The organism is Herbidospora sp. NBRC 101105 (assembly GCF_030269205.1).
GTDB lineage: Bacteria > Actinomycetota > Actinomycetes > Streptosporangiales > Streptosporangiaceae > Herbidospora > Herbidospora solisilvae.
The window spans coordinates 777,633-796,056 of record NZ_BSSX01000002.1 but is presented as its reverse complement, the minus strand read 5'-3'; the positions used below and the strand labels follow the sequence as shown (position 1 = coordinate 796,056).

Genomic DNA, 18,424 nt, shown 5'->3' with positions numbered 1-18,424 from the left:
CATGGGAGGTGACCTTATGATCCGAATTCCACCTCGGGATAGCGGGCCGACGGGCCTTTCCAGAGGGGTTGCGGGCGTGACTTCAGGTGTTCGTCCAGGAAGGCCACCACGTATGCGCGGGTGATCTCGGCCAGGCGGGCCGCGCTCGGGGCTCCGGGTGGTGATTTCAGGCCGAGGGCGCCCTGGAGCTGGGGGAGGTCGGTGAACGACTGATGGTCGGCGCCGGTCACCACGAGCCAGCGTTTCCAGCCGGTCAGCAGTGCCCAGTCGCGGTCCCACGAGGGGTCGCGGCCGCCGGGGGCGTGCTCGGGGGTGCCGACGAACAGGACGGGGCGGGCGAGGCCGCGGGGAAGGCGGGCGTAGGTCGTGCCGTCGAGGTTGACGCCGGCGTCGACGCGTTTGTCGGCGGCCATGGCGGCCAGGGCGCTCGCGCCGCCGATCGAGTGGCCGGCCATGGCGATCCGGGTGGGGTCGATCAGATCCGGCTTCCCGGCGAGGAGTTCGTCCAGGACGAAGGAGACGTCCGCGGCCCGGTTGGCGACGACGCCCGTTCCGAAGCCCGGGTCGGTGTCGCTGTCGCAGGCGAGGCACTCGGCCACCTCGCCGTCGGCGAGGGTCGTGGCGTGGCTCTCGTAGGTGTGGTCGACGCCGGCCACGACGTAGCCCCGGCTGGCCAGGTCCTCGGCCAGCGACGTCAGGGTGCTGACCGGTTTGGTGAAGCCGGGCGACAGGACCACCAGGGGGAAGCGGCCTTTCGCGGGGGCGTCGGTGGTGGCGTGCACGACCGTTCTGCTCAGGATGTCGGGCGGCACGCTCGCGGCGCGGGAGCCCGCCAGCGTGAGTTCCGACTCCCGGGGGCTCATGTACGCCGCCCGCCGGCCCTCCCCCCGCCCGCCCGGATACCACAGGGTGACCCGGAGTTCCCTGGCCTTCGCGTCGGGGTTCCACGGATCGGGCCGGGAGGCGTCGGTCAGGTGCAGGACCGTCGTGCCGACCGGATGCTCCCCTGTGGGCGCGGCCAGCGTGGCGGGTTCGGGCGGCCGAGGCGACGGGGCGGCCGAGCGGGGTGCGGCGGGGGTGGAGCAGGCGGTCAGGAGGAGCAGCACCGCGAGGGTTCGTCTCATCATCCGTCCAGCAGGGTCAGGGCCTTGGCGAGCGCGGCGTCGTGCCCGGCCGCCGCGTCTTCGGGGGTCGGCGGGACGAAATGGTCGGGCGCCACCCCGATCCGGTCGACGATCTCCCGGTCCGGGCCGAGATGCCGCCGGGTGGGGAAGCTCAGGACGGTGTTGTCGCGGAGCAGGAACGGCTGCGCGGGGCCGGAGATCAGGCCGGCCGTCCGGGTGCCGACCAGCGTCCCGGCCCGGTGGTCCTTGACCGCCGAGCTGAAGTGCTCGCACGCCGAGGCGCACCCCCAATCGACGAGCACCACGAGAGGCAGGCCGACCAGCGGGACCGTGTCGTCGGTCTGACCCGGCTCGCATCTGTCGTCGGCCCTGCACAGGTGGGAGGTGACCTTCCCGTGGACGAACGCGCTCACCAGCCGGGTCGCCTCCAGCGGGCTGCCGCCGCCGTTCCCGCGCAGGTCGAGCACGATCCCGGTGACGCTCCGGCCGGCCCGCAACCGGTCGATCGACCGGAACACCCGGTTCGCCGCGTCGGGGGAGAAGGCGCGTACCCGCACGTAGACCGCGTCGTCGACCAGCCGCGCCTGGACCGTCCGCAGCGTGGCCCAGTCACGCGGATAGAGGCCGGGCGTGAGGGTGACGCTCCAGCGGCGGTCACCGCGCCGCAGGCGCAGCTCGACCGGCCGGGCGTCGGGATACCTCGGCCGCAGCAGTTCCGGGTCGTCGGCGTTCTCGACGACGTCGCCCGGCCGCAGCCCGGCCGCGCGCGCCGCGCCGCCCTCCACGACCGAGACGAACACCGGGTCGTCGCCGCTCACCTGGAGGCCCAGCCCGTAGCCGTCGCCGTCGTAGTAGCCGGGCGGCCGCTCCGGGTCGTGCGCCCAGCGGGCGTGGTTGTCGTCGAGCGCCGCCACCATCGCCTCCAGGGTGACCACGGCCAGGTCCTCCCGGTTGGTGGTCTTCCGGTACGCCGCCTCGAACGCCGCCCAGTCGGCCCGCCGGTCGCCGGTCAGCGCCGGCAGCGACAGGGGCGCCTCGGGCATCGCCCGGGTCAGCGCGGCGAACCCGGCGACGAGCAGGTCACGGTGGTCCATGGCGGGCGCCCGGTAGTACCCGCCGAGGATGCAGAAGTAGGCCTGCTCGACGACGTCGATCGTGGTGGGGAGCCTTTCGCCGGGCGGGCCCTGGGGCGGCGCGCAGGCGGTGTTCTCGGGGGCGCCCGCCTCGGCGCGGGGCGGTTCGGGGGTCGTACAGGCGACCGCCAGCAGGAGCAGCAGCCCCGCCGCCACGGCCCTGGTCATGACAGCCGTCGCCGGATCAGCCAGAAGGAGAGCCAGGTCAGACCCAGGGTGAGCACGGCGTAGATGCCGGTCTCGATCCACTGGAACGGCCAGAACCGCGCGATCGGATGGTAGACCGCCTGCTGCCGGTAGCCGAGCCTGTTGAGCTCGGTCCAGCAGGGGTCGAGACCCGCCCGGCTGCCCTGCGGCGAACAGGGTCCCGACGTGCCCGACACCGCGACCGGCGCGTCCTGCCCGTCGGCCGCCACCGTTCTCCCGGAGGGATCGAGCAGGGTGCTCGACAACACCCACGCGCCGCCCTCGCCGGGCACGGCCGCCTGCACCGCGATCCGGACCTCGCCGCCGCCCTGCCGGACGTGCAGCCCGCCGACGTTGACGATGCCGAGCTCGTGCGCCGCGGTGACCGGCGCCGTGAAGTGAGGCCGGACCAGCGTCGGCATCGCGACCTGCACGGCCGCGAAGACGACCAGGGTGAGCACCATGGCGGGCAGCGTGCGCCGCACCAGCATGCCGACGGTCACCCCGAGCACGAACGCGAACGCGGCGTACCCCATCGGCACCACGCCCCGCGCGCCGAACACGACCGGGGTCATCTGCGCGAGCTCCGGCACGGCCGAGCCGTCGAGCGGCCGCGACCACCACGTGACGACCAGCCCCGCCGCACAGGCCGTGACCACCGCGACCAGCCCGATGAGCCCCAGCTTGACGGCCAGCCAGCGCACCCGGCTGACGCCCTGGCTCCACACCAGCAGATGGGTGCCCGTCTCCAGTTCACGGGTGATCAGCGGCGCCCCCCAGAAGAGCCCGAGGAACGCCGGCAGCGCCAGCAGCGCGAAGCCGACCAAAACGAACAGCAGTTGGTACTCGTCGAAGAAGCGGTCGAAGAAGCGGTCGCACGTGCCGTCGGTCACGCACGCCGCGACGCCCCGCGCGTAGCGGTCGGCCAGGCCGGGCCCGGTCAGCGCCAGCACCGCGGCGCCCACGGCGACCAGCGCCGCCGTCAGCACGGCCGAACCGCGGAACTGCCGCCAGGTCAGCCAGATCATCGCAGCACCTCCAGCCCGGCCCTGCGGCCGGCGACGGGACGCCGTTCCATGTAGGCGAGGACGAGGTCCTCCAGCGTGAGCGGGGTGACGACCCAGGCCGGGTCGAGAATCGGTTCGCCGGTACGGATGACGTAGGTGCTCTGCCGGTCGGTGTGCCGGGCCGAGACGACGTACTGATCGGAGGGCAGCCGGTCCTGGTCGCGGCGCGGCCCGGTCAGGCGGTGATGCGTGGCGAGCAGTTCGTCGACCTCACCGGCCACCAGCACGCGGGAGTCGACCAGCACGACGACGAAGTCGCAGACGCGTTCCAGGTCGGCGATCAGATGGGACGACAGGACCACGCCGAACTCGTCGGACGCCGTCGCCTCCATCAGCGCCTGGAGGAACTCGCGGCGGGCCAGCGGGTCGAGCGAGGCCACCGGTTCGTCGAGGATCAGCAGCTCCGGCCGTTTGGCCAGGCCGAGCGTGAGGGCCAGCTGGGCCCGCTCTCCACCCGACAACCTGCGGGCCTTCTGGTTCGGGTTCAGGCCGAGCTCGGCGACGCGGTCTTCGGCGAGCCGGGCGTCCCAGGTCGTGTTGAGCTTGGCTCCCAAGGTCAGATGGTCCTGGACGGTGAGACCGGCGTAGACGGGGGTGTCCTGGGCGACGAAACCGACCTTGGGAAGGGTGGTCCCCGGCCGCTCGCCCAGCACCCGCAGGTCGCCCTCGGACGGGGTGAGCTGCCCGGCGGCCAGCTTCAGGAGCGTCGTCTTGCCCGCCCCGTTGGGGCCGACCAGGCCGGTGACGTGGCCTCTCGGGATCTCCAGCGTGCAGTCGCGGAGGGCCCAGCGCCTGCCGTACCTCTTCCCCAGCTGCCGGGCCGCTAAGACGGGGGTCACGCGATGTCCTCCTGGGCCGCGGAACGGAACGTGGTCATGAAGAGGGCCTCGATGGACTCGTCGTCGAGCCCGGCCTTGCGCGCCTTGGCGAGCCAGCGCCGCAGATCCTGCCGGAGGGGCGCCTGGGCGGCCCGGCTGGAGGCGTCGGTGAGCGTTCTGGTGATGAACGTGCCGACCCCCGGGCGGGCCGCGGCGAGGCCCTCGTGTTCGAGCTCGCGGTAGGCCTTCAGGACGGTGTTGGGATTGATGGCGAGCTGGGCGACGACCTCTTTGACGGTGGGGAGCTGGTCGCCCTCGCGGAGGAGTCCGAGGCGCATGGCCTGCCGGACCTGGTGGACGAGCTGCAGGTAGGACGAGACGCCGGACCTGCCGTCCAGGTGGAACTCGATCACTAAGCGCTCCATTTATCTAGTCTCCTAGTACTTTAGGAGTGTAGATGTGAAGCGCGCATAAAGAGACGGATCGGCAAAGGCGCCGGCGCGCCGACCGCGGGTACATAGACTCAAGCCATGAGCGCGCGACCACACGAGTCGTGCTCACCGAAGTACGGGCGAGCCTGGATCTCGGGCGGCTGAACGAGTTCGTCCACACGTGGTGGCTGATCGCCTGCGATTCCGTCAGAGACCCGGTGGGCCGCCGGGACATGTACGAGCGAGCCGCCCGAGCCCAGGAGCTGACGGACGCGGGACAGGCCCCGCGTTGCTCGCCGAACGAAGGGCCGGACAGTAGGGCCTGTATAACCGCTTATGTGATCAGTGACGCCGAACTCCTCGCCACCGCCGACGCCCTGCAGACTGAGGGCCGGAAGGTGCTGGAGGCGCTCCGGCTCGACGTCGCGTTCGCCGGGTTCGGCCCGGCGGAGCCGGTCGGGAGCGTCGTCTCCGGGCTGATGGTCTGGCGGGACCTGGACGTCGTCTTCACCGCCCCGCACGCCACCACCGCCGGCGTTCTCACCGCCCTGGCCGGGCTGCCTGACCTGGTCGCCGTCGACTACCGCGACGAGCGCGGCGACCGCCGGCCCACGCCGAACCCCGTGGACGAACGCCACTACGCCGTCTGCCGCCACCAGGCGCCCGGCGGGGTCTGGAAGGTCGACCTGACCGTCTGGCTGCACGCCGTCGACCGGCCCACCCGGGCCGAGGCCGAGCGGCTCGCCCGGGAGGTCACCCCGGAGCAGCGCCTGGCGATCCTCCGGCTGAAGCACCTCTGGCACACCAGGCCGGAGTATCCCTACGTCGTCGGCGGCACGGACGTCTACGACGCCGTCATGGCGCACGGCGTCCGCGCCCCCGACGAGTTCGACCGTTATCTGGCCGCGCGTCAGCGCAGGTAGTCCTGCCAGGGGCCGGTGATGGCGAGGGTGATGCCCGGGGTCTGGATGTTCACGAACAGGACCTTGCCGTCAGGGGAGAAGGTCGGGCCGGTGAACTCCGAGTAGGTCGGGTTGCCGTTGCTGGTGCCGATCTGGAGCTGGTTGCGGGCGATCGCGTAGGTGGGGCCGCCCGGGACCGAGCTGAGCACGTGGGAGGCGCGGGCGCCGTCCTCGGCCAGGACCAGCGTGCCCCACGGCGTGACGGTCACGTTGTCGGGGCCGTCGAAGGTCATGTCGGCGTACTTCGGGTTCACGCCCTCGCCCTCGGAGAAGGGGTTGTGCGGGAAGTACGTGACGAGGGTGATGGTCTCGTCCTTGTAGTCGTAGAACCAGACCATGCCGTCGTGCTTGGCGGCGTCCGGGGGCAGGTCGGCGGTGGCGAAGGCGTAGCTGTTGACGATGTAGCAGCCGTCGCCGTTGCTCCACACACCCTCGAACTTCTTGCCGCGGGTGACGGTGCCGTCGGCGAACTGGAGGCGGGTGGGCGTGGTCTTCGCGTCGCGGTCGGGGACCGGCACCCACGTCACGTTGAACGGGCGGCCGAGCTGGGCCGAGGTGATGTAGGCGACGTCGGGGACGATGCTGCCGTCGTCCAGGCGGATCTGCATCGCCTCAAGGGTGCCCTCGGTGTCGCCGAGCTGGTCGGCGATGCCCTTCTCCAGGCGGCCCTGGCTGGCCGTCCACCGGTAGAAGAGGCCGTTGGGGCCGCTGGCGTCCTCCGACAGGTACACGCGGCGCTGCTTCGGCTCGACCGCGAGGGCCTCGTGGTCGAAGCGGCCGAACGCCTTGATCGGCTTGGGCAGCTGCGCGCCGGAGGGGTCCGGGAAGACCTCGAAGACGTAGCCGTGGTCCTTCTGGTAGGTGCCGGTCTGGCCGCCGGCCGACCAGGTGCTGCCCGCGCGGTTCGACGACTCCTCGCAGGTCAGCCAGGTGCCCCACGGCGTGACGCCGCCGGCGCAGTTGCGGATCGTGCCGGAGATGCCGACCCACTGGCCGGTGAGGTTGCCCTCGGGGTCGGTGGTGACGACGGTGCAGCCGCCCGCGTTCGGCGCGCCCGGGTCGTAGACGGTGCCGGGGACGTGCGGGACGCCGTGCGTGACGGCGTGCGGCGCCGACTCGTGGTTCAGGATGAACGTCAGGCCGGAGTGCTTCATGCCCACGACACCGGTGCCGTCGTGCATGCCGGGCGTCTTGCCCTGGCCGAACGACATGTCGGTCAGGCCCTCACGGGTGACGATCTTGTAGGAGAAACCCTCGGGCAGCGCGAGGATGCCGTTGGGGTCGTCCTTCAGCGGCGGGAACGGACGCAGCGGCCGCCCGGCGGTCCCGGTGCTGGAGGCGGCCGACGCCGGGGTCGCGCCAAGGGTCGGCAGCACGCCCCCGACGGCGAGGCCGACGGCGGTGGCGGCGCTTCCGGTGAAGATCTGGCGACGAGAAATGCTCATTGGTAACTCCTGCGGTACGGCCAGGCGGTGTGTCCCCGACCGGTAGAGCTTTGGAGCCTCACCTGAACCCCAGGCCAACACGGCGTTGCCGCAGAATGCACCTCTCATGGTCGTCTCCGTACGACCTTCGCCCAGGCCGAGCCGCGTGACGTTCAGCCCCCGCAGGGCGTGACCGTGATCACGGCGGCGACCCTGCACGAGCTGATCCCCGCCTTTCCTCGCGCGGACACCGGCCGTCCTAAGCTTGCCCAGGTCAAGCGCCTGAAGGGGCAAGGTGTCGCTTTCGGACGAGGAACTGGTGCGGGCCGCCGTCGCGGGAGACGTGACCGGCCGGCATGCACGCGGTCGCGCTCAGTGTCCTGGGCCACGGCCCCGACGCCGAGGACGCCGTGCAGGACGCCATGCTCGTTCGCGTCTCAGTGGAGGGAGAGCCGTGCGGCGAAGGCGGCGCGCCGGGCACGTTTCGCCTCCGCGACCTGCTCGACGTGCCGCCATGACCGCGTCGCTCGGAGACGGCCCGGCGGTCCGGCACGCCGGGGCGCCATGAAAGCACCGTGAAAACGATCATGGGCGGCGATCCGCCTGACCAGGCCTGACGTGATCGGACCGGCGTCGGCGGCTTGACACGGCCCGGCCGCCAGGTGATCGTCAGGGCCCGGCATCCCCGGGTGTCGCTCGCGAACCGTCCTTCACGGCAGGGAGACCCATGCCCGTTCGGAAGGCCCTTCTCGTTCTCCCGGCGGCGCTCGCCGTCGCCGTGGCGTCGGTCTGGTCCGCGGGGACCGGAACCGCCGCGGTCCGGCAGGCGCCGCCCGCCGCCCCGGACACCGTCACCGTGACGGTCGACACCCGCGCCGGGCTCGGCACCGTCCACCGGGCCGCCGTCGGCGCCAACGCCGCGATCTGGGACGCGCACATGAACGACCCCGAGGTGGTGAGGCTGTACCGCAGGGCCGGCATCGGCGCCGTGCGGTACCCGGGCGGCTCCTACGGCGACCTGTACCACTGGGAGACCCACACCGCTCCCGGCGGATACGTGGCCCCGAACACGGAGTTCGACCGGTTCATGGGCACGGTCAAGGCCACGGGGGCGCAGGCGGTGCTCATCGCCAACTACGGCACCGGCACCCCGCAGGAGGCCGCCGCCTGGGTGCGGTACGCCAACGTGACCAAGAAGTACGGGGTGAAGTACTGGGAGATCGGCAACGAGTTGTACGGCAACGGCCACTACGGGGCCCAGTGGGAGGCCGACGACCACGCCGACAAGAGCCCCGCCGGCTACGCCCGCACCACCCTGGAGTTCGTGCGGGCGATGAAGGCCGCCGATCCGCACATCAAGATCGGCGCGGTGCTCACGCTCCCCGGCAGCTGGCCGGACGGCGTGGTCGCCGAGGGCGACGCGGCGAACTGGAACCACACCGTCATCCCGATCGTCGCCCCCGAGATCGACTTCTTCACTGTGCACTGGTATCCCGGCACGAGCGTCGTCACCCCCGGCGACGACGTCCCCGGCATGCTGGCCGCGCCGCCGATGCTCGCCGAGATGCTCGCCCAGGTACGCGCCGACGTCGTCGCCCTGGCCGGACGGGACGTGCCGCTCGCGCTCACCGAGACGGCCTCCAACATCGGCCGCAACGTCCACGCCGCGGCGCTGTTCGCCACCGACACCTACCTGACCGCGCTGGAGAACGGCGTGTTCACCGTGGACTGGTGGAACACCCACAACGCCGTCGAGAAGGTGGGGACGGTCGACGGCGAGCCCGACTTCCAGGACTTCGGCCTCCTCTCCAGCGGCCAGTGCGCGCCGCCCCCCGAGGGCGGTCCGGACGCGCAGGAGGTGTGCCAGCCGCCGGTCAACACGCCCTTCCCCGCCTACCACGGCATCGAGATCCTCGGTACGGCCGTCCGTCCCGGAGACGGGCTGGTGAAGGCGGCCGGCGACCGGCCCGAGGTGGCCGCGCACGCCGTGTGGCAGGCCGACGGCGACCTGGCCGTGGTGCTGGTCAACCGGGACCCCGGCACCGCTTACCCCGTGCGGATCCGCTACGAGGGTTTCGTCCCCGACGGCCGCACCCCGGTCACCCACACGTTCACGCGGGGCGCGGGCGCGATCGTCCGGTCCGAGCAGGGCCGCCCGGACGCCCAGACGCTGCCGCCGTATTCGATCATGACGGTGACCCTGAAACCCGCGAAGGGCCCCCAGGCCGGACCGCCCGCACCGGGACCGCCGACCGCGGCCGGGACCACCGTCAGCTGGCCTTCCTCCGGGCCGCGGGCGGACAGATACGAGGTGTACCGGCAGGTGGGCGCGAAGGCCCGTCTGCTCGGCGTCACCCGCCGCACCTCACTGCCCCTGACCGGCCTCGCGCCCGGCGAGACGGTCACCGTCAACGTGCTGGCCCGCGACCACGCCGGCCGGGCCTCCCGCCCCTCCGCGCCGGTCACCTTCACCGTGCCCACCCCGGCCGACAGCGCCTGCGCCGTCCGCTACCGGGTGACGCAGGGGTGGGGGCGCGGGTTCCGCGCCGAGGTCACTATCACCAACCGTGCGGCCGCCGACCTCACCGGCTGGCGGCTGGCGTTCCGCTTCCCCGTGTCCGGAGAGCGGGTCGGCAGCGGGTGGGGCGGCACCTGGACGACCGGCTCCCAGGACGTGGAGTTCACGCCGGCCGCGGAGAACGCGACCATTCCGGCGGGCGGCTCGGTCACGGTGGGCTTCGTCGGCGCCAACGAGGGCGCCTACCCCTCGCCCACGGTCTTCCGGATCAACGGCACGGTCTGCACCACCCGATAGCACCGCGCGGACGTGCACGCACGAAGGACGGAGAGTGACGGCATGACGGACGACTCCACGGACGGCGCCCGCCCGCCCCGGGTGACCCAGCCCCTCGCCTCCCGGGACGCCGGTTCGGTGACACACCGCCGCACCGTGCCGGGCGAGGCGCGGGCACGCGGGCGGGGGCGGTTCGCGCGCCTCGTCCGCGCCGTGACGGCCGCCGCGCTCGCACCGGCCGCCGCCGCGACCCTGGCCGCCCCCGCGGTCGCCGCACCCGGCACCGCCACCGGCGGCAAGGGGCTGCGGTGGGAGGCGTGCGCCGGAGTGAGCACGCCGGAGTTGCGCTGCGCACGGGTCACCGTCCCCCTCGACCACAGCCGCCCGCGCGGCCGCACCATCTCCGTCGTCATCTCCCGGCTGCCCGCCACCGACCCGGCGCGGCGCCGGGGCGTGCTGCTCACCACCGGCGGCGGACCCGGCGGTCCGGGTGTCCCGCTGCCCGCGAGTCTCGCCCCGGCGCTGTCCGCCGAGGTCCGCGCCCGGTATGACCTGGTCGGGTTCGACATGAGATTCGTCGAGCGCAGCACGCCCATCGGCTGCGGGCAGCCCGAGGAGGAGCCCGGCGGGTTCTGGGTACGCCCCGCGACCCCCGGACGCTTCCCCGCCGAAGCCGCCGAAGCAAGGCGGTACGCCGAAGACTGCGTGCGGGCTTCCGGCTGGGCCCTGCCGCACGCCACCACCGCGAACGCCGCCCGCGACATGGACCTCATCCGCGCGGCCCTCGGGGAGGAGAAGATCTCCTACCTGGGAGGCTCGTACGCGGGCCTGCTCGGCACCGTCTACGGCACACTGTTCCCGCACCGCGTGGACCGGTTCGTCCTGGACAGCCCGGTGAACGCCGACACCATCTGGCGGCCCTACGAGATGGCCCGCACTCCCGCGTTCGAGCGCGGAACCGTGGCCCTCGCCGCCTGGGCCGCCGCCCGGCACGCCGAATACGGCCTGGGGGAGACCACAGCCGAGGTGCACGCCACGCTCACCGGGATCCTCGATCGGGCCGCCCGAGCGCCCGTCGTCATCGGCGCGCACGCCTGGACCGTCGGCGAGCTGGGCGCCCTGCTGGTGGCCGGGATCTACGACGAGCGCGCCTTCGGCGTCGTCGCCGCGGCCTTCGCCGCCGTCGCGGCCGGACGGGAGCCCTTCCTGCCGTTCCCCATCCGCCCTCCGCAGCCGGAGGGCGTGCCCGGCGTGCCCGCCGACCACCACACCGCCACCAACATCGCCTACCGCTGCGCCGACGCCCCCTGGCCGCGCGATCCGCGCGTCTACCTGCGCGACATCGCCGCCGAGCGGGACCACCACCCGCTGTTCGGCCCGGGCAACGCCAACATCAACCCCTGCGCGTTCTGGCCGCCCGCCAAGGACGAAACGGTGCGGCTCGACGGCAACCGCGCCCCGGCCGCCCTGGTCGTCGCGGCCCTGCGGGACGTGGCGGTGCCGCTGTCCGTGAGCAGGGCCGTGGCCGCGCGCATTCGCGGGTCACGCCTGGTCACGATCGACGCCCACACCCACGCCCCGTTCCCGCACTACGGGAACGCCTGCCTCAACGAAACTGTCACCCGCTACCTCACCACGGGTGAACTGCCGGCCACCGACACCGCCTGCTCGACCGGAAACGGGTGACTAGCGCTGCTTGAGGCGGAGTGCCTCCTTGCGGGCCTCCCTCTGGACGGCCCGCTCGTGCTCCAGCCACGCCGGGTTCTCCGCCTTCAGCGCATCGATCTCGGCGGTGGTGAGCGGCTCGGTGATCCCGCTTCTGATCAGACCGGAGATGGACACCCCGAGCTTCGCGGCGACGACCTGCTTGGGATGCGGCCCGTTGCGCCGAAGGTCGACCAGCCAGGCCGGGGGCGAGGACTGCAGCGCGTTCAGCTCGTCCCTGGAGACGACGCCCTCCTGGAACTCGGCGGGAGTGGCCGACAACAGGACGTCCAGTTTCTTGGCCGCGGTCTCGGGCTTCATCGTCTGGACGGTCTTCGGCTTGGACGAGGTCATGGCGTCGAGAATAGTCAGTCGGAACGGGTCTCCCGGACATCGATACCCTGAGGCGGTGACTGATGGGGAGACCGGCAAGCTGTTCCGGCTGGCGTACGCACCCGGGGTGACCCCCGCGAAATGGGTCAACGTCTGGACCGAGAGGCTGCCGGACGTACCGATCACCCTGCTCGCCGCCCCCGCGGCCGAGGTGGTGCGACTCCTGCGCGACGGCGGCGCCGACGCGGGATTCGTCCGGCTCCCGGTCGACCGCGACGGCCTCAGCGTGATCCCCCTGTACGTGGAGACCACGGTGGTCGTCGTCCCCAAGGACCACGCGGTGGCCGCAGCCGACGAGGTGTCCGTCGCCGACCTGACCGACGAGGACGTCTTCCATCCTCTGGACGACACCATCGAGTGGACCGACCGCCCCGGCCTGCCCGCCTTCACCCGCCCCGCCACGACGGCGGAGGCGATCGAACTGGTGGCGGCCGGCAGCGGCCTTCTCCTGGTCCCGCAGTCGCTCGCCCGCCTCCACCACCGCAGGGATCTCACCTACCGGCCGGTGACGGACGTGCCGCAGTCCCAGGTCGCCCTGGCCTGGCCGACGGACGCGACCACCGACCTCGTCGAAGACTTCATCGGCGTCGTACGTGGCCGGACGGTGAACAGCTCCCGGGGGCGTGCCGCCGCTGCTCCGACGGAGAAACCGGCACCACGGCAGGCGCGGAAACCCGCCCAGAAGGGCTCCGGCCGCAAGGCTGTGCCGGCCAGCCGCAAAGGAAAGGGCAAACGGCCCCGGTGACAGGGCCCTGTCGTGTCCCGCCTCGAGAGATGCGGCGAAATCCGGAGTGGATCACGACGCCCGCGACTTCGGGGAGCCTCCTCAGCGGCGCTGCTGATCCGGTGGGGGTGTGGACACGAGGACGGGAGACTGGGCGGGCTCGACGGACGGTGTCGTAGAGCGGAAGACGACCCCGAAACCGGCGACCACCAAGGCCACGAGAGCCACGAGACCGATCAGGGCTATGGCGAGGAACATGATCTCAAGCCAGCGATTGGACACATGGGGGAGACGCGGTGGACGTGCTTCCCGTTGACCGGTGTCACGTCACCGATGCGAAGTGACAGTGGATTCCCGAACTTCGTCCGTCACTGCGAGCGCCCGTCGCCCGGAGCGGAAGCGACGTCAGGACGCGTAGCGGCCGGGGGGAGCGCGAGAGGGCGGGAAGCAGCGCGAACGCCTCGACATGGCGCGGCCGGACCACCCTGAAGTGCCTTTGGCCGACGGCGGCGACGTCCCCGAGGCGTTCGGCGATCGTGATGACGACCGCATCACCGGGCCGAGAGCGCCTGGATCGTCGTACGGGGCAACCGGCGAACAACGCCTGGCTCCACCCCCGCGCCGCCGCGCTTCTCGCACGAGCGGGACCTGGACATCGGTCTCCGCACCCGTCCGAGGAACCGAGGTCAGCACAGGTGCAGGGCACCACACGCCGACAAGATCTTCAGCGGCCTTCTAGCCGAGCAGGCGTTGGAGGCGGGTGATCTCGGCGCTCTGTTCGGCGACGACGTCCTGGGCCCAGGTGAGGACGCGGTCGTGGGAGCCGTTGATCAACTGGGTTTCGGCCATGGTGATGGCGCCCTTGTGGTGGGCGATCATCAGGGTGACGAAGAGGGTGTCGAAGGATTCCCCCTTGGCGTTGCGGAGGTCGGTGAGCTGGGCGGGGGTGGCCATGCCGGGCATCGTGGCGTGGTCGGCGTGGTGGTCGGGTTCGCGCAGACCCTCCTCTTCGAGCCAGGTGGTCATGGCCTTGATCTCGGGGCCCTGGGCGTCGTAGATGCGGTCGGCCAGGGACTTCAGGCGGGCGGATTGGGCGCGGTCGGGGGCCAGCGCGGCCATTTCAAGGGCTTGGCGGTGGTGGACGATCATGTCTTGGACGTAGCGGACGTCGGTGGCGTTGATCGTGGGGGAGGGCAGGGGGGCGAAGGTCTGGCCGGGGGTGAGGGTGGCGGCGACCTCGCCCGGCTTGCCGGGGACGATGACCGGGGCGTCGTTGATGACCTTGGCCGAGTCGGTGGGAGACGAGCAGCCGGTCAAGAGCAGGGTGGCCCCCGCGATGCTCAGGAGAGCTTTGACCGCGGTGGTCCCGGCCTGGCGGAGCGGGAGAGCTCTGAGCACATGGGGATCGGCGCTCGGGGCGGGAACGCGGCTCGTGATGGCGGCGGGAGCTCTGCGCATTTCGGTCCTTCCGGCTGTGGTCGCGGAGCGATTGTGCCTGGTCATGATGAGGGGAGATGTGCGTACCCGTCCCCTTTTCGGTCCTCCCGAGGAACCTATGGCCTGGGCTTGTGACAGTAAAGGAGACGGATCGTAGGAAATATGTGACATATTGACGACTTGCTTGCGAGCCTGAGTAAAGAAACCATAAGGGGTGTTTTCCACCTTTTACCCGGAGGTTCCCTCAATGTCCCCCCTCCGCAGAGTTGGGCGTTTACTCGCCGTGCTTGGTGCCGCCGGAGCGCTTACGCTCTCCACGACACCGGCTCAGGCCGCTGACATCCTGCCCCCTGGCGCTATCGACATGAGCGACAACGTTCAGCACGTCGCGAACCTGCCGCGCCCAGACTCCCTGCTCACCACCATCAACACCGACATCGCCTTCCAGGGCGACTACGCCTACGTCGGCAACTACGGCGGCTTCTCCGTCTACGACATCAAGCACCCGAAGAAGCCGAAGCTGGTCAGCTCGGTGCTGTGTCCCGGGTCGCAGATGGACATCTCCGTCTACGGCAACCTGCTGTTCGGTTCCGTCGACTCCTCCCGCAGCGACGACTCCTGCACCAGCGTGAGCCAGTCGGCCGCGAACAAGGCGTCGTGGGAGGGCATCCGGGTCTTCGACATCAGCGACAAGGCCAACCCGCGCTACGTCAAGTCGATCGAGACCAACTGCGGTTCGCACACCCACACGCTCGTCCCCGGCACGGACAAGGCGAGCGTCTACCTGTACATCTCCAGCTACAGCCCGTCGGCGTCGTTCCCGGACTGCCAGCCGCCCCACGACCTGATCTCGATCGTCAAGGTGCCGCTGAACAACCCGACCGCCGCCTCGGTCGTCGCCACGCCGAACCTGTTCCCGGACGGCGGCAACCCGGGCGAGAACCTCCCCTACCCGTACCGCACGTCGGCCACCAGCGGTTGCCACGACATCACCGCGTACCCGGAGAAGGGTCTCGCGGCGGGCGCGTGCATGGGCGAGGGCATCCTCCTGGACATCCGCAACCCGGAGGCCCCCGCCGTTCTCGACGTCGTTCGTGACGACGAGAACTTCGCCTTCTGGCACTCCGCCACGTTCAACAACGAGGGCGACAAGGTCATCTTCACCGACGAGCTGGGCGGCGGCAGCGCCGCCACCTGCAACGAGGCGATCGGACCGAACCGCGGCGCGGACGCCATCTTCGACATCGCGGACGGTCAGATGACCTTCCGCAGCTACTTCAAGATCGCCCGCCACCAGGCCGACACCGAGAACTGCGTGGCCCACAACGGCTCGCTGATCCCGGTCAAGGGCCGCGACATCATGGTTCAGGCCTGGTACCAGGGCGGCGTCTCGATCTGGGACTTCACCGACTCCGCCAACCCGCACGAGATCGGCTACTTCGAGCGCGGTCCCGGTGAGAACCTCGGTGACGGTTACTGGTCGGCCTACTACTACAACGGGTATATCTACGGTTCCGAGTTCACCCGGGGCTTCGATGTGTTCAAGATCAACGACCCCCGTACGAACCAGGCCAACAGCGTGAAGATGGACGACTTCAACGCGCAGACGCAGCCGTCCTACAAGGACAAGAAGCACTAGTCAGCCCTGATTCGCGGCCCTCGCCCCGTTGGGCGAGGGCCGCATTCGCGTCCGGTGGTCGTCTCCGCGAAGTCGCCTTCGGCCGGGTCCGAGCCGAATCCGAGGGTACGAACCATCGCCGGATCCGGCGGGGCACGAGCAGCTCGCCAGGTACGTCCGGCAGAAGGCAGACACCAAGACCGTCACGTCTTGTCGGTCGCTCAAGCTGCCTCAAGGCTCTCCACGAGGAACAGGCCGGCCATCCGGCCGCCTCGGATCTCGTCTTCCGCACGAACACGGGAAACGCCCTCACGGCGCACAACGTGAGGCGCGACCTCCGCAGGGTCATCAGTCTCCCGGAACGCAACTGGTCGCCGCGCGAGAGGGCACAGCCCCGTCTCGCCGCTCTCCGGCTTGGGAGTCCCGATCGAGGACATCTCCCGCCTGGTGGGCCATCGCACGACGGTCGTCACGGAGACCGTCTGTGGAAGTGCCGAGGCCATGGACGACATCTTCGGGAGTTGGTCACCCAGAACCGATTTCCAAGATCAGAAACCGGATCTTTGTGCAGGTGGGCGGTACGGGGTTCGAACCAGTGACCCCTCGCTTGCAAGGCGAATCGACCTGAGCTGGTGCGAGATCGCGGCCGCCCGGCCTCACGTCGAACTCCCCGCGTTTCGCGGGAGCTCCCTGGTCGAGGCAGAGTACAAACGGCGAGCCCCGACCCAAGTGCGAGTTGGGACGGGGCTCGTGTCCGCAGCCAAGCGACTATCGGTTCAAGTGGCGAAACGTGGGTTCGCCCGGATCGCCGGAGGCTCGGCCGTTTAGACGTCCATGCACCACATCGGCTTGCCGTCGATCGTGCAGGGGTACCACTCGCCGCGCTGAGCGTTGGCGGGGGCCGCGAGGACGGCGAAGGTGGTGATGGTGACGGCGGCGGTGGCGGCGAGGGCGGCGACGCGCTTGAGCGTGCGCATGGGGATCTCCTGTTGTCGAGGTGTCGTTGTTGACGGATCTCAGTAGACAGGGGGACCCTTGGGGATCACTTCCACGCGACTTGGCGTGCGCTTGATCCCCAATGCAGACGCAGGTCACAGACGTAGAAGGGCGCCATGTCGTTGACAGGATGCCCTTTTTTCGTGGGCATTTCCGCAGACCAGAGTTGTGCGAACCTCTGACCTGCATGTGATCCCGAACTGCACGCCGAGATGGTCGTGACCGCAGTGCACCACGCCCGCCAGTCTCGTGGGATCCGGTATGTCGGCGGGGGTTCGGTCAGGGTGCCAATGCGGTCGCGCGGATCGGAGGCCTTCGCCTGGCGAGCCCGGCCGTTCCGCGCGTTCGACGGCGGCGGGATGGCCGGCAAACGCGTCACCCGCGACTTCCTATGGGTTCGCGAAGAACACGTCTGACCGTGTCACCACGTCGGCCGCCACCGCTGGGAGCAGGGTGAAGTGGTCGGCGCCGTCCACAGGCGTGTACGTCGCATCCACACCGGCCCCCGCGAGCTGACCTGTCGTGATCTCGCTGAAGACGGCGGGGAGCGTGTCGGCGGTGCCGTGGATGAGCTGGACCGGGCGGGTGTAGCCGGTGAGCGGTGCCTCCTCCTCGGCGAACAGGCGGACGAACTCATCGCCGGCTGCGATCGGATCCTTCAGTATGTCGGCGTTGGTCAGCCCGGCGACGGCCGCGACCATCTCGTCCACGCAGAGCCGCCCGGCCAGACCGATCAGCTCCAGGCCTTTGCGGGTGAACCAGCGGGCGGGCCGGAAATCGTGGGTGATCGGAAGCGCCCGCCCCGAGTAGGGCACGACGAAGCTGGCCGCTCCGGCCGGGTCGCGTACAAGGGGCGAACCGACCTGGAGCTGCCACTGGGTGAAAGGCGCCAGGGCGATCGTGCCTTTGGCCGCCAGTTCGGGCGCGTACGAGGCGGCGAGCGCGCCGGACCAGAGCGCGGCGTGCCCGCCGAGCGAGTAGCCGACCGGCAGCCAGGACCGCGACACCGGCCCCAGCCTCCTGGCCGCACGGACAATGTCGATCATCGCGTACGCCGCCGAGGGGCCGTCCACGCCCGGACTCTCTCCCGGTGTGCCGATGCCCTGGAAATCGGTGACGGCCACCGCGTACCCGGCTCCGATCAAGGCTTCCTGGAGAGTACGTTCCCAGGGGGCGCCGCCGGTGCGGGAGACCGCGCAGGAGTCCGCCACCCCGCCGAAGCCGTGCCCGAAGCTGATCACCGGCCAGCCGTTCGCGGGTGGCCGACCCAGGGGGAGCGAGATCGTGCCGCTGATCACCGTCGGTTGCCGGTTCCAGGCCGAGGACACGTACCAGACCCGCCACGAGGGGCCGGAACCCGCGAGCTTCAGGTTTCCGGTCAGCGCTTCGACCCGGACGAGGGTGCCTTTCCCGAGAGCCGAGGCATGAGCCGGTGAAACGGCGACGACGGCTGTGAACGCGAGCAGGGCCAGCAGTGCGCGAGCCAGACGCATGGCGCCTCCGGGGCATCGGTCCGTTGGCTCAGATCATCACCCCGGCCCACCGGGTCCTGGCAACGCGCGGCGTTGTCCGCGCACGTCGGCTATGAACGCTTCAGCCAGAGAACCTGAGAT

Annotated in this window: 16 protein-coding genes and 1 pseudogene; 7 read left to right on the top strand and 10 right to left on the bottom strand. The window is 70.9% G+C overall.

Annotation, left to right across the window (positions count from 1 at the left end):
• Window positions 1–14: 14 nt before the first annotated feature.
• The 5 genes from QSK34_RS12455 to QSK34_RS12435 are packed head-to-tail and all read right to left on the bottom strand — an operon-like array spanning window position 15 to window position 4,753.
• On the bottom strand, window positions 15–1,127 hold the full coding sequence (locus tag QSK34_RS12455; RefSeq protein ID WP_285583397.1) for an alpha/beta hydrolase family protein: 1,113 nt from the start codon (window positions 1,125–1,127) through the stop codon (window positions 15–17).
• The gene (locus QSK34_RS12450; protein ID WP_285583395.1) at window positions 1,124–2,425 is read right to left on the bottom strand and encodes a S41 family peptidase; all 1,302 of its coding nucleotides are present in this window, start codon (window positions 2,423–2,425) and stop codon (window positions 1,124–1,126) included. The genes QSK34_RS12455 and QSK34_RS12450 overlap by 4 nt, the downstream gene beginning before the upstream one ends.
• Window positions 2,422–3,471 carry an ABC-2 membrane transporter-related protein gene (locus QSK34_RS12445; protein WP_285583393.1) on the bottom strand — a complete coding sequence of 350 codons (1,050 nt, stop codon included), beginning with the start codon at window positions 3,469–3,471 and terminating at the stop codon, window positions 2,422–2,424. Before QSK34_RS12445 ends, QSK34_RS12450 begins: the two co-directional genes overlap by 4 nt.
• Window positions 3,468–4,349 (bottom strand): ABC transporter ATP-binding protein, encoded by an 882-nt coding sequence (locus QSK34_RS12440; RefSeq protein WP_285583391.1) that lies wholly within the window; start codon window positions 4,347–4,349, stop codon window positions 3,468–3,470. Before QSK34_RS12440 ends, QSK34_RS12445 begins: the two co-directional genes overlap by 4 nt.
• Window positions 4,346–4,753, bottom strand: a complete 408-nt coding sequence (locus QSK34_RS12435) for a GntR family transcriptional regulator (RefSeq protein WP_285583388.1) — start codon at window positions 4,751–4,753, stop codon at window positions 4,346–4,348. The genes QSK34_RS12440 and QSK34_RS12435 overlap by 4 nt, the downstream gene beginning before the upstream one ends.
• A gap of 128 nt (window positions 4,754–4,881) precedes the next feature.
• Here QSK34_RS12435 and QSK34_RS12430 point away from each other — a divergent pair.
• A pseudogene (locus tag QSK34_RS12430) lies at window positions 4,882–5,019 on the top strand (DUF6247 family protein); the annotation flags it as partial.
• Window positions 5,020–5,097: 78 nt separating this feature from the next.
• Entirely contained in the window at window positions 5,098–5,682 is a 585-nt protein-coding gene (locus tag QSK34_RS12425) for a hypothetical protein (RefSeq protein ID WP_285584014.1), read from the top strand.
• Here the strand turns inward: QSK34_RS12425 and QSK34_RS12420 are convergent.
• A complete protein-coding gene (locus QSK34_RS12420; protein WP_285583386.1) occupies window positions 5,670–7,166 on the bottom strand; it encodes an alkaline phosphatase PhoX in 1,497 nt (498 codons plus the stop codon). The two genes, QSK34_RS12425 and QSK34_RS12420, sit on opposite strands and share 13 nt — an antisense overlap.
• 335 nt (window positions 7,167–7,501) lie before the next feature.
• Here QSK34_RS12420 and QSK34_RS12415 point away from each other — a divergent pair, with 335 nt between their 5' ends.
• From QSK34_RS12415 to QSK34_RS12405, 3 genes are all read left to right on the top strand, one after another.
• Entirely contained in the window at window positions 7,502–7,663 is a 162-nt protein-coding gene (locus QSK34_RS12415) for a hypothetical protein (protein ID WP_285583384.1), read from the top strand.
• Between the two features lie 209 nt (window positions 7,664–7,872).
• The gene (locus QSK34_RS12410) at window positions 7,873–9,960 is read left to right on the top strand and encodes a cellulose binding domain-containing protein (RefSeq protein WP_285583382.1); all 2,088 of its coding nucleotides are present in this window, start codon (window positions 7,873–7,875) and stop codon (window positions 9,958–9,960) included.
• Between the two features lie 42 nt (window positions 9,961–10,002).
• The gene (locus tag QSK34_RS12405; RefSeq protein ID WP_285583380.1) at window positions 10,003–11,625 is read left to right on the top strand and encodes an alpha/beta fold hydrolase; all 1,623 of its coding nucleotides are present in this window, start codon (window positions 10,003–10,005) and stop codon (window positions 11,623–11,625) included.
• Here the strand turns inward: QSK34_RS12405 and QSK34_RS12400 are convergent, their stop codons facing one another.
• On the bottom strand, window positions 11,626–11,997 hold the full coding sequence (locus tag QSK34_RS12400; protein ID WP_285583378.1) for a DUF5997 family protein: 372 nt from the start codon (window positions 11,995–11,997) through the stop codon (window positions 11,626–11,628).
• A 55-nt stretch (window positions 11,998–12,052) separates the two neighbouring features.
• Between QSK34_RS12400 and QSK34_RS12395 the strand changes: the two genes are divergently transcribed.
• Window positions 12,053–12,781: a LysR family substrate-binding domain-containing protein gene (locus QSK34_RS12395; RefSeq protein ID WP_285583376.1), complete on the top strand. Its 729-nt coding sequence runs from the start codon at window positions 12,053–12,055 to the stop codon at window positions 12,779–12,781.
• A 714-nt stretch (window positions 12,782–13,495) separates the two neighbouring features.
• Here QSK34_RS12395 and QSK34_RS12390 read toward each other — a convergent pair.
• A complete protein-coding gene (locus QSK34_RS12390) occupies window positions 13,496–14,218 on the bottom strand; it encodes a DUF305 domain-containing protein (RefSeq protein WP_285583374.1) in 723 nt (240 codons plus the stop codon).
• A gap of 226 nt (window positions 14,219–14,444) precedes the next feature.
• Here QSK34_RS12390 and QSK34_RS12385 point away from each other — a divergent pair, with 226 nt between their 5' ends.
• The gene (locus tag QSK34_RS12385) at window positions 14,445–15,836 is read left to right on the top strand and encodes an LVIVD repeat-containing protein (RefSeq protein WP_285583372.1); all 1,392 of its coding nucleotides are present in this window, start codon (window positions 14,445–14,447) and stop codon (window positions 15,834–15,836) included.
• An 803-nt stretch (window positions 15,837–16,639) separates the two neighbouring features.
• Here the strand turns inward: QSK34_RS12385 and QSK34_RS12380 are convergent.
• Entirely contained in the window at window positions 16,640–16,792 is a 153-nt protein-coding gene (locus QSK34_RS12380; protein ID WP_285583370.1) for a hypothetical protein, read from the bottom strand.
• Window positions 16,793–17,200: 408 nt separating this feature from the next.
• The gene (locus QSK34_RS12375) at window positions 17,201–18,304 is read right to left on the bottom strand and encodes a lipase family protein (RefSeq protein WP_285583368.1); all 1,104 of its coding nucleotides are present in this window, start codon (window positions 18,302–18,304) and stop codon (window positions 17,201–17,203) included.
• Between the last annotated feature and the right edge of the window lie 120 nt (window positions 18,305–18,424).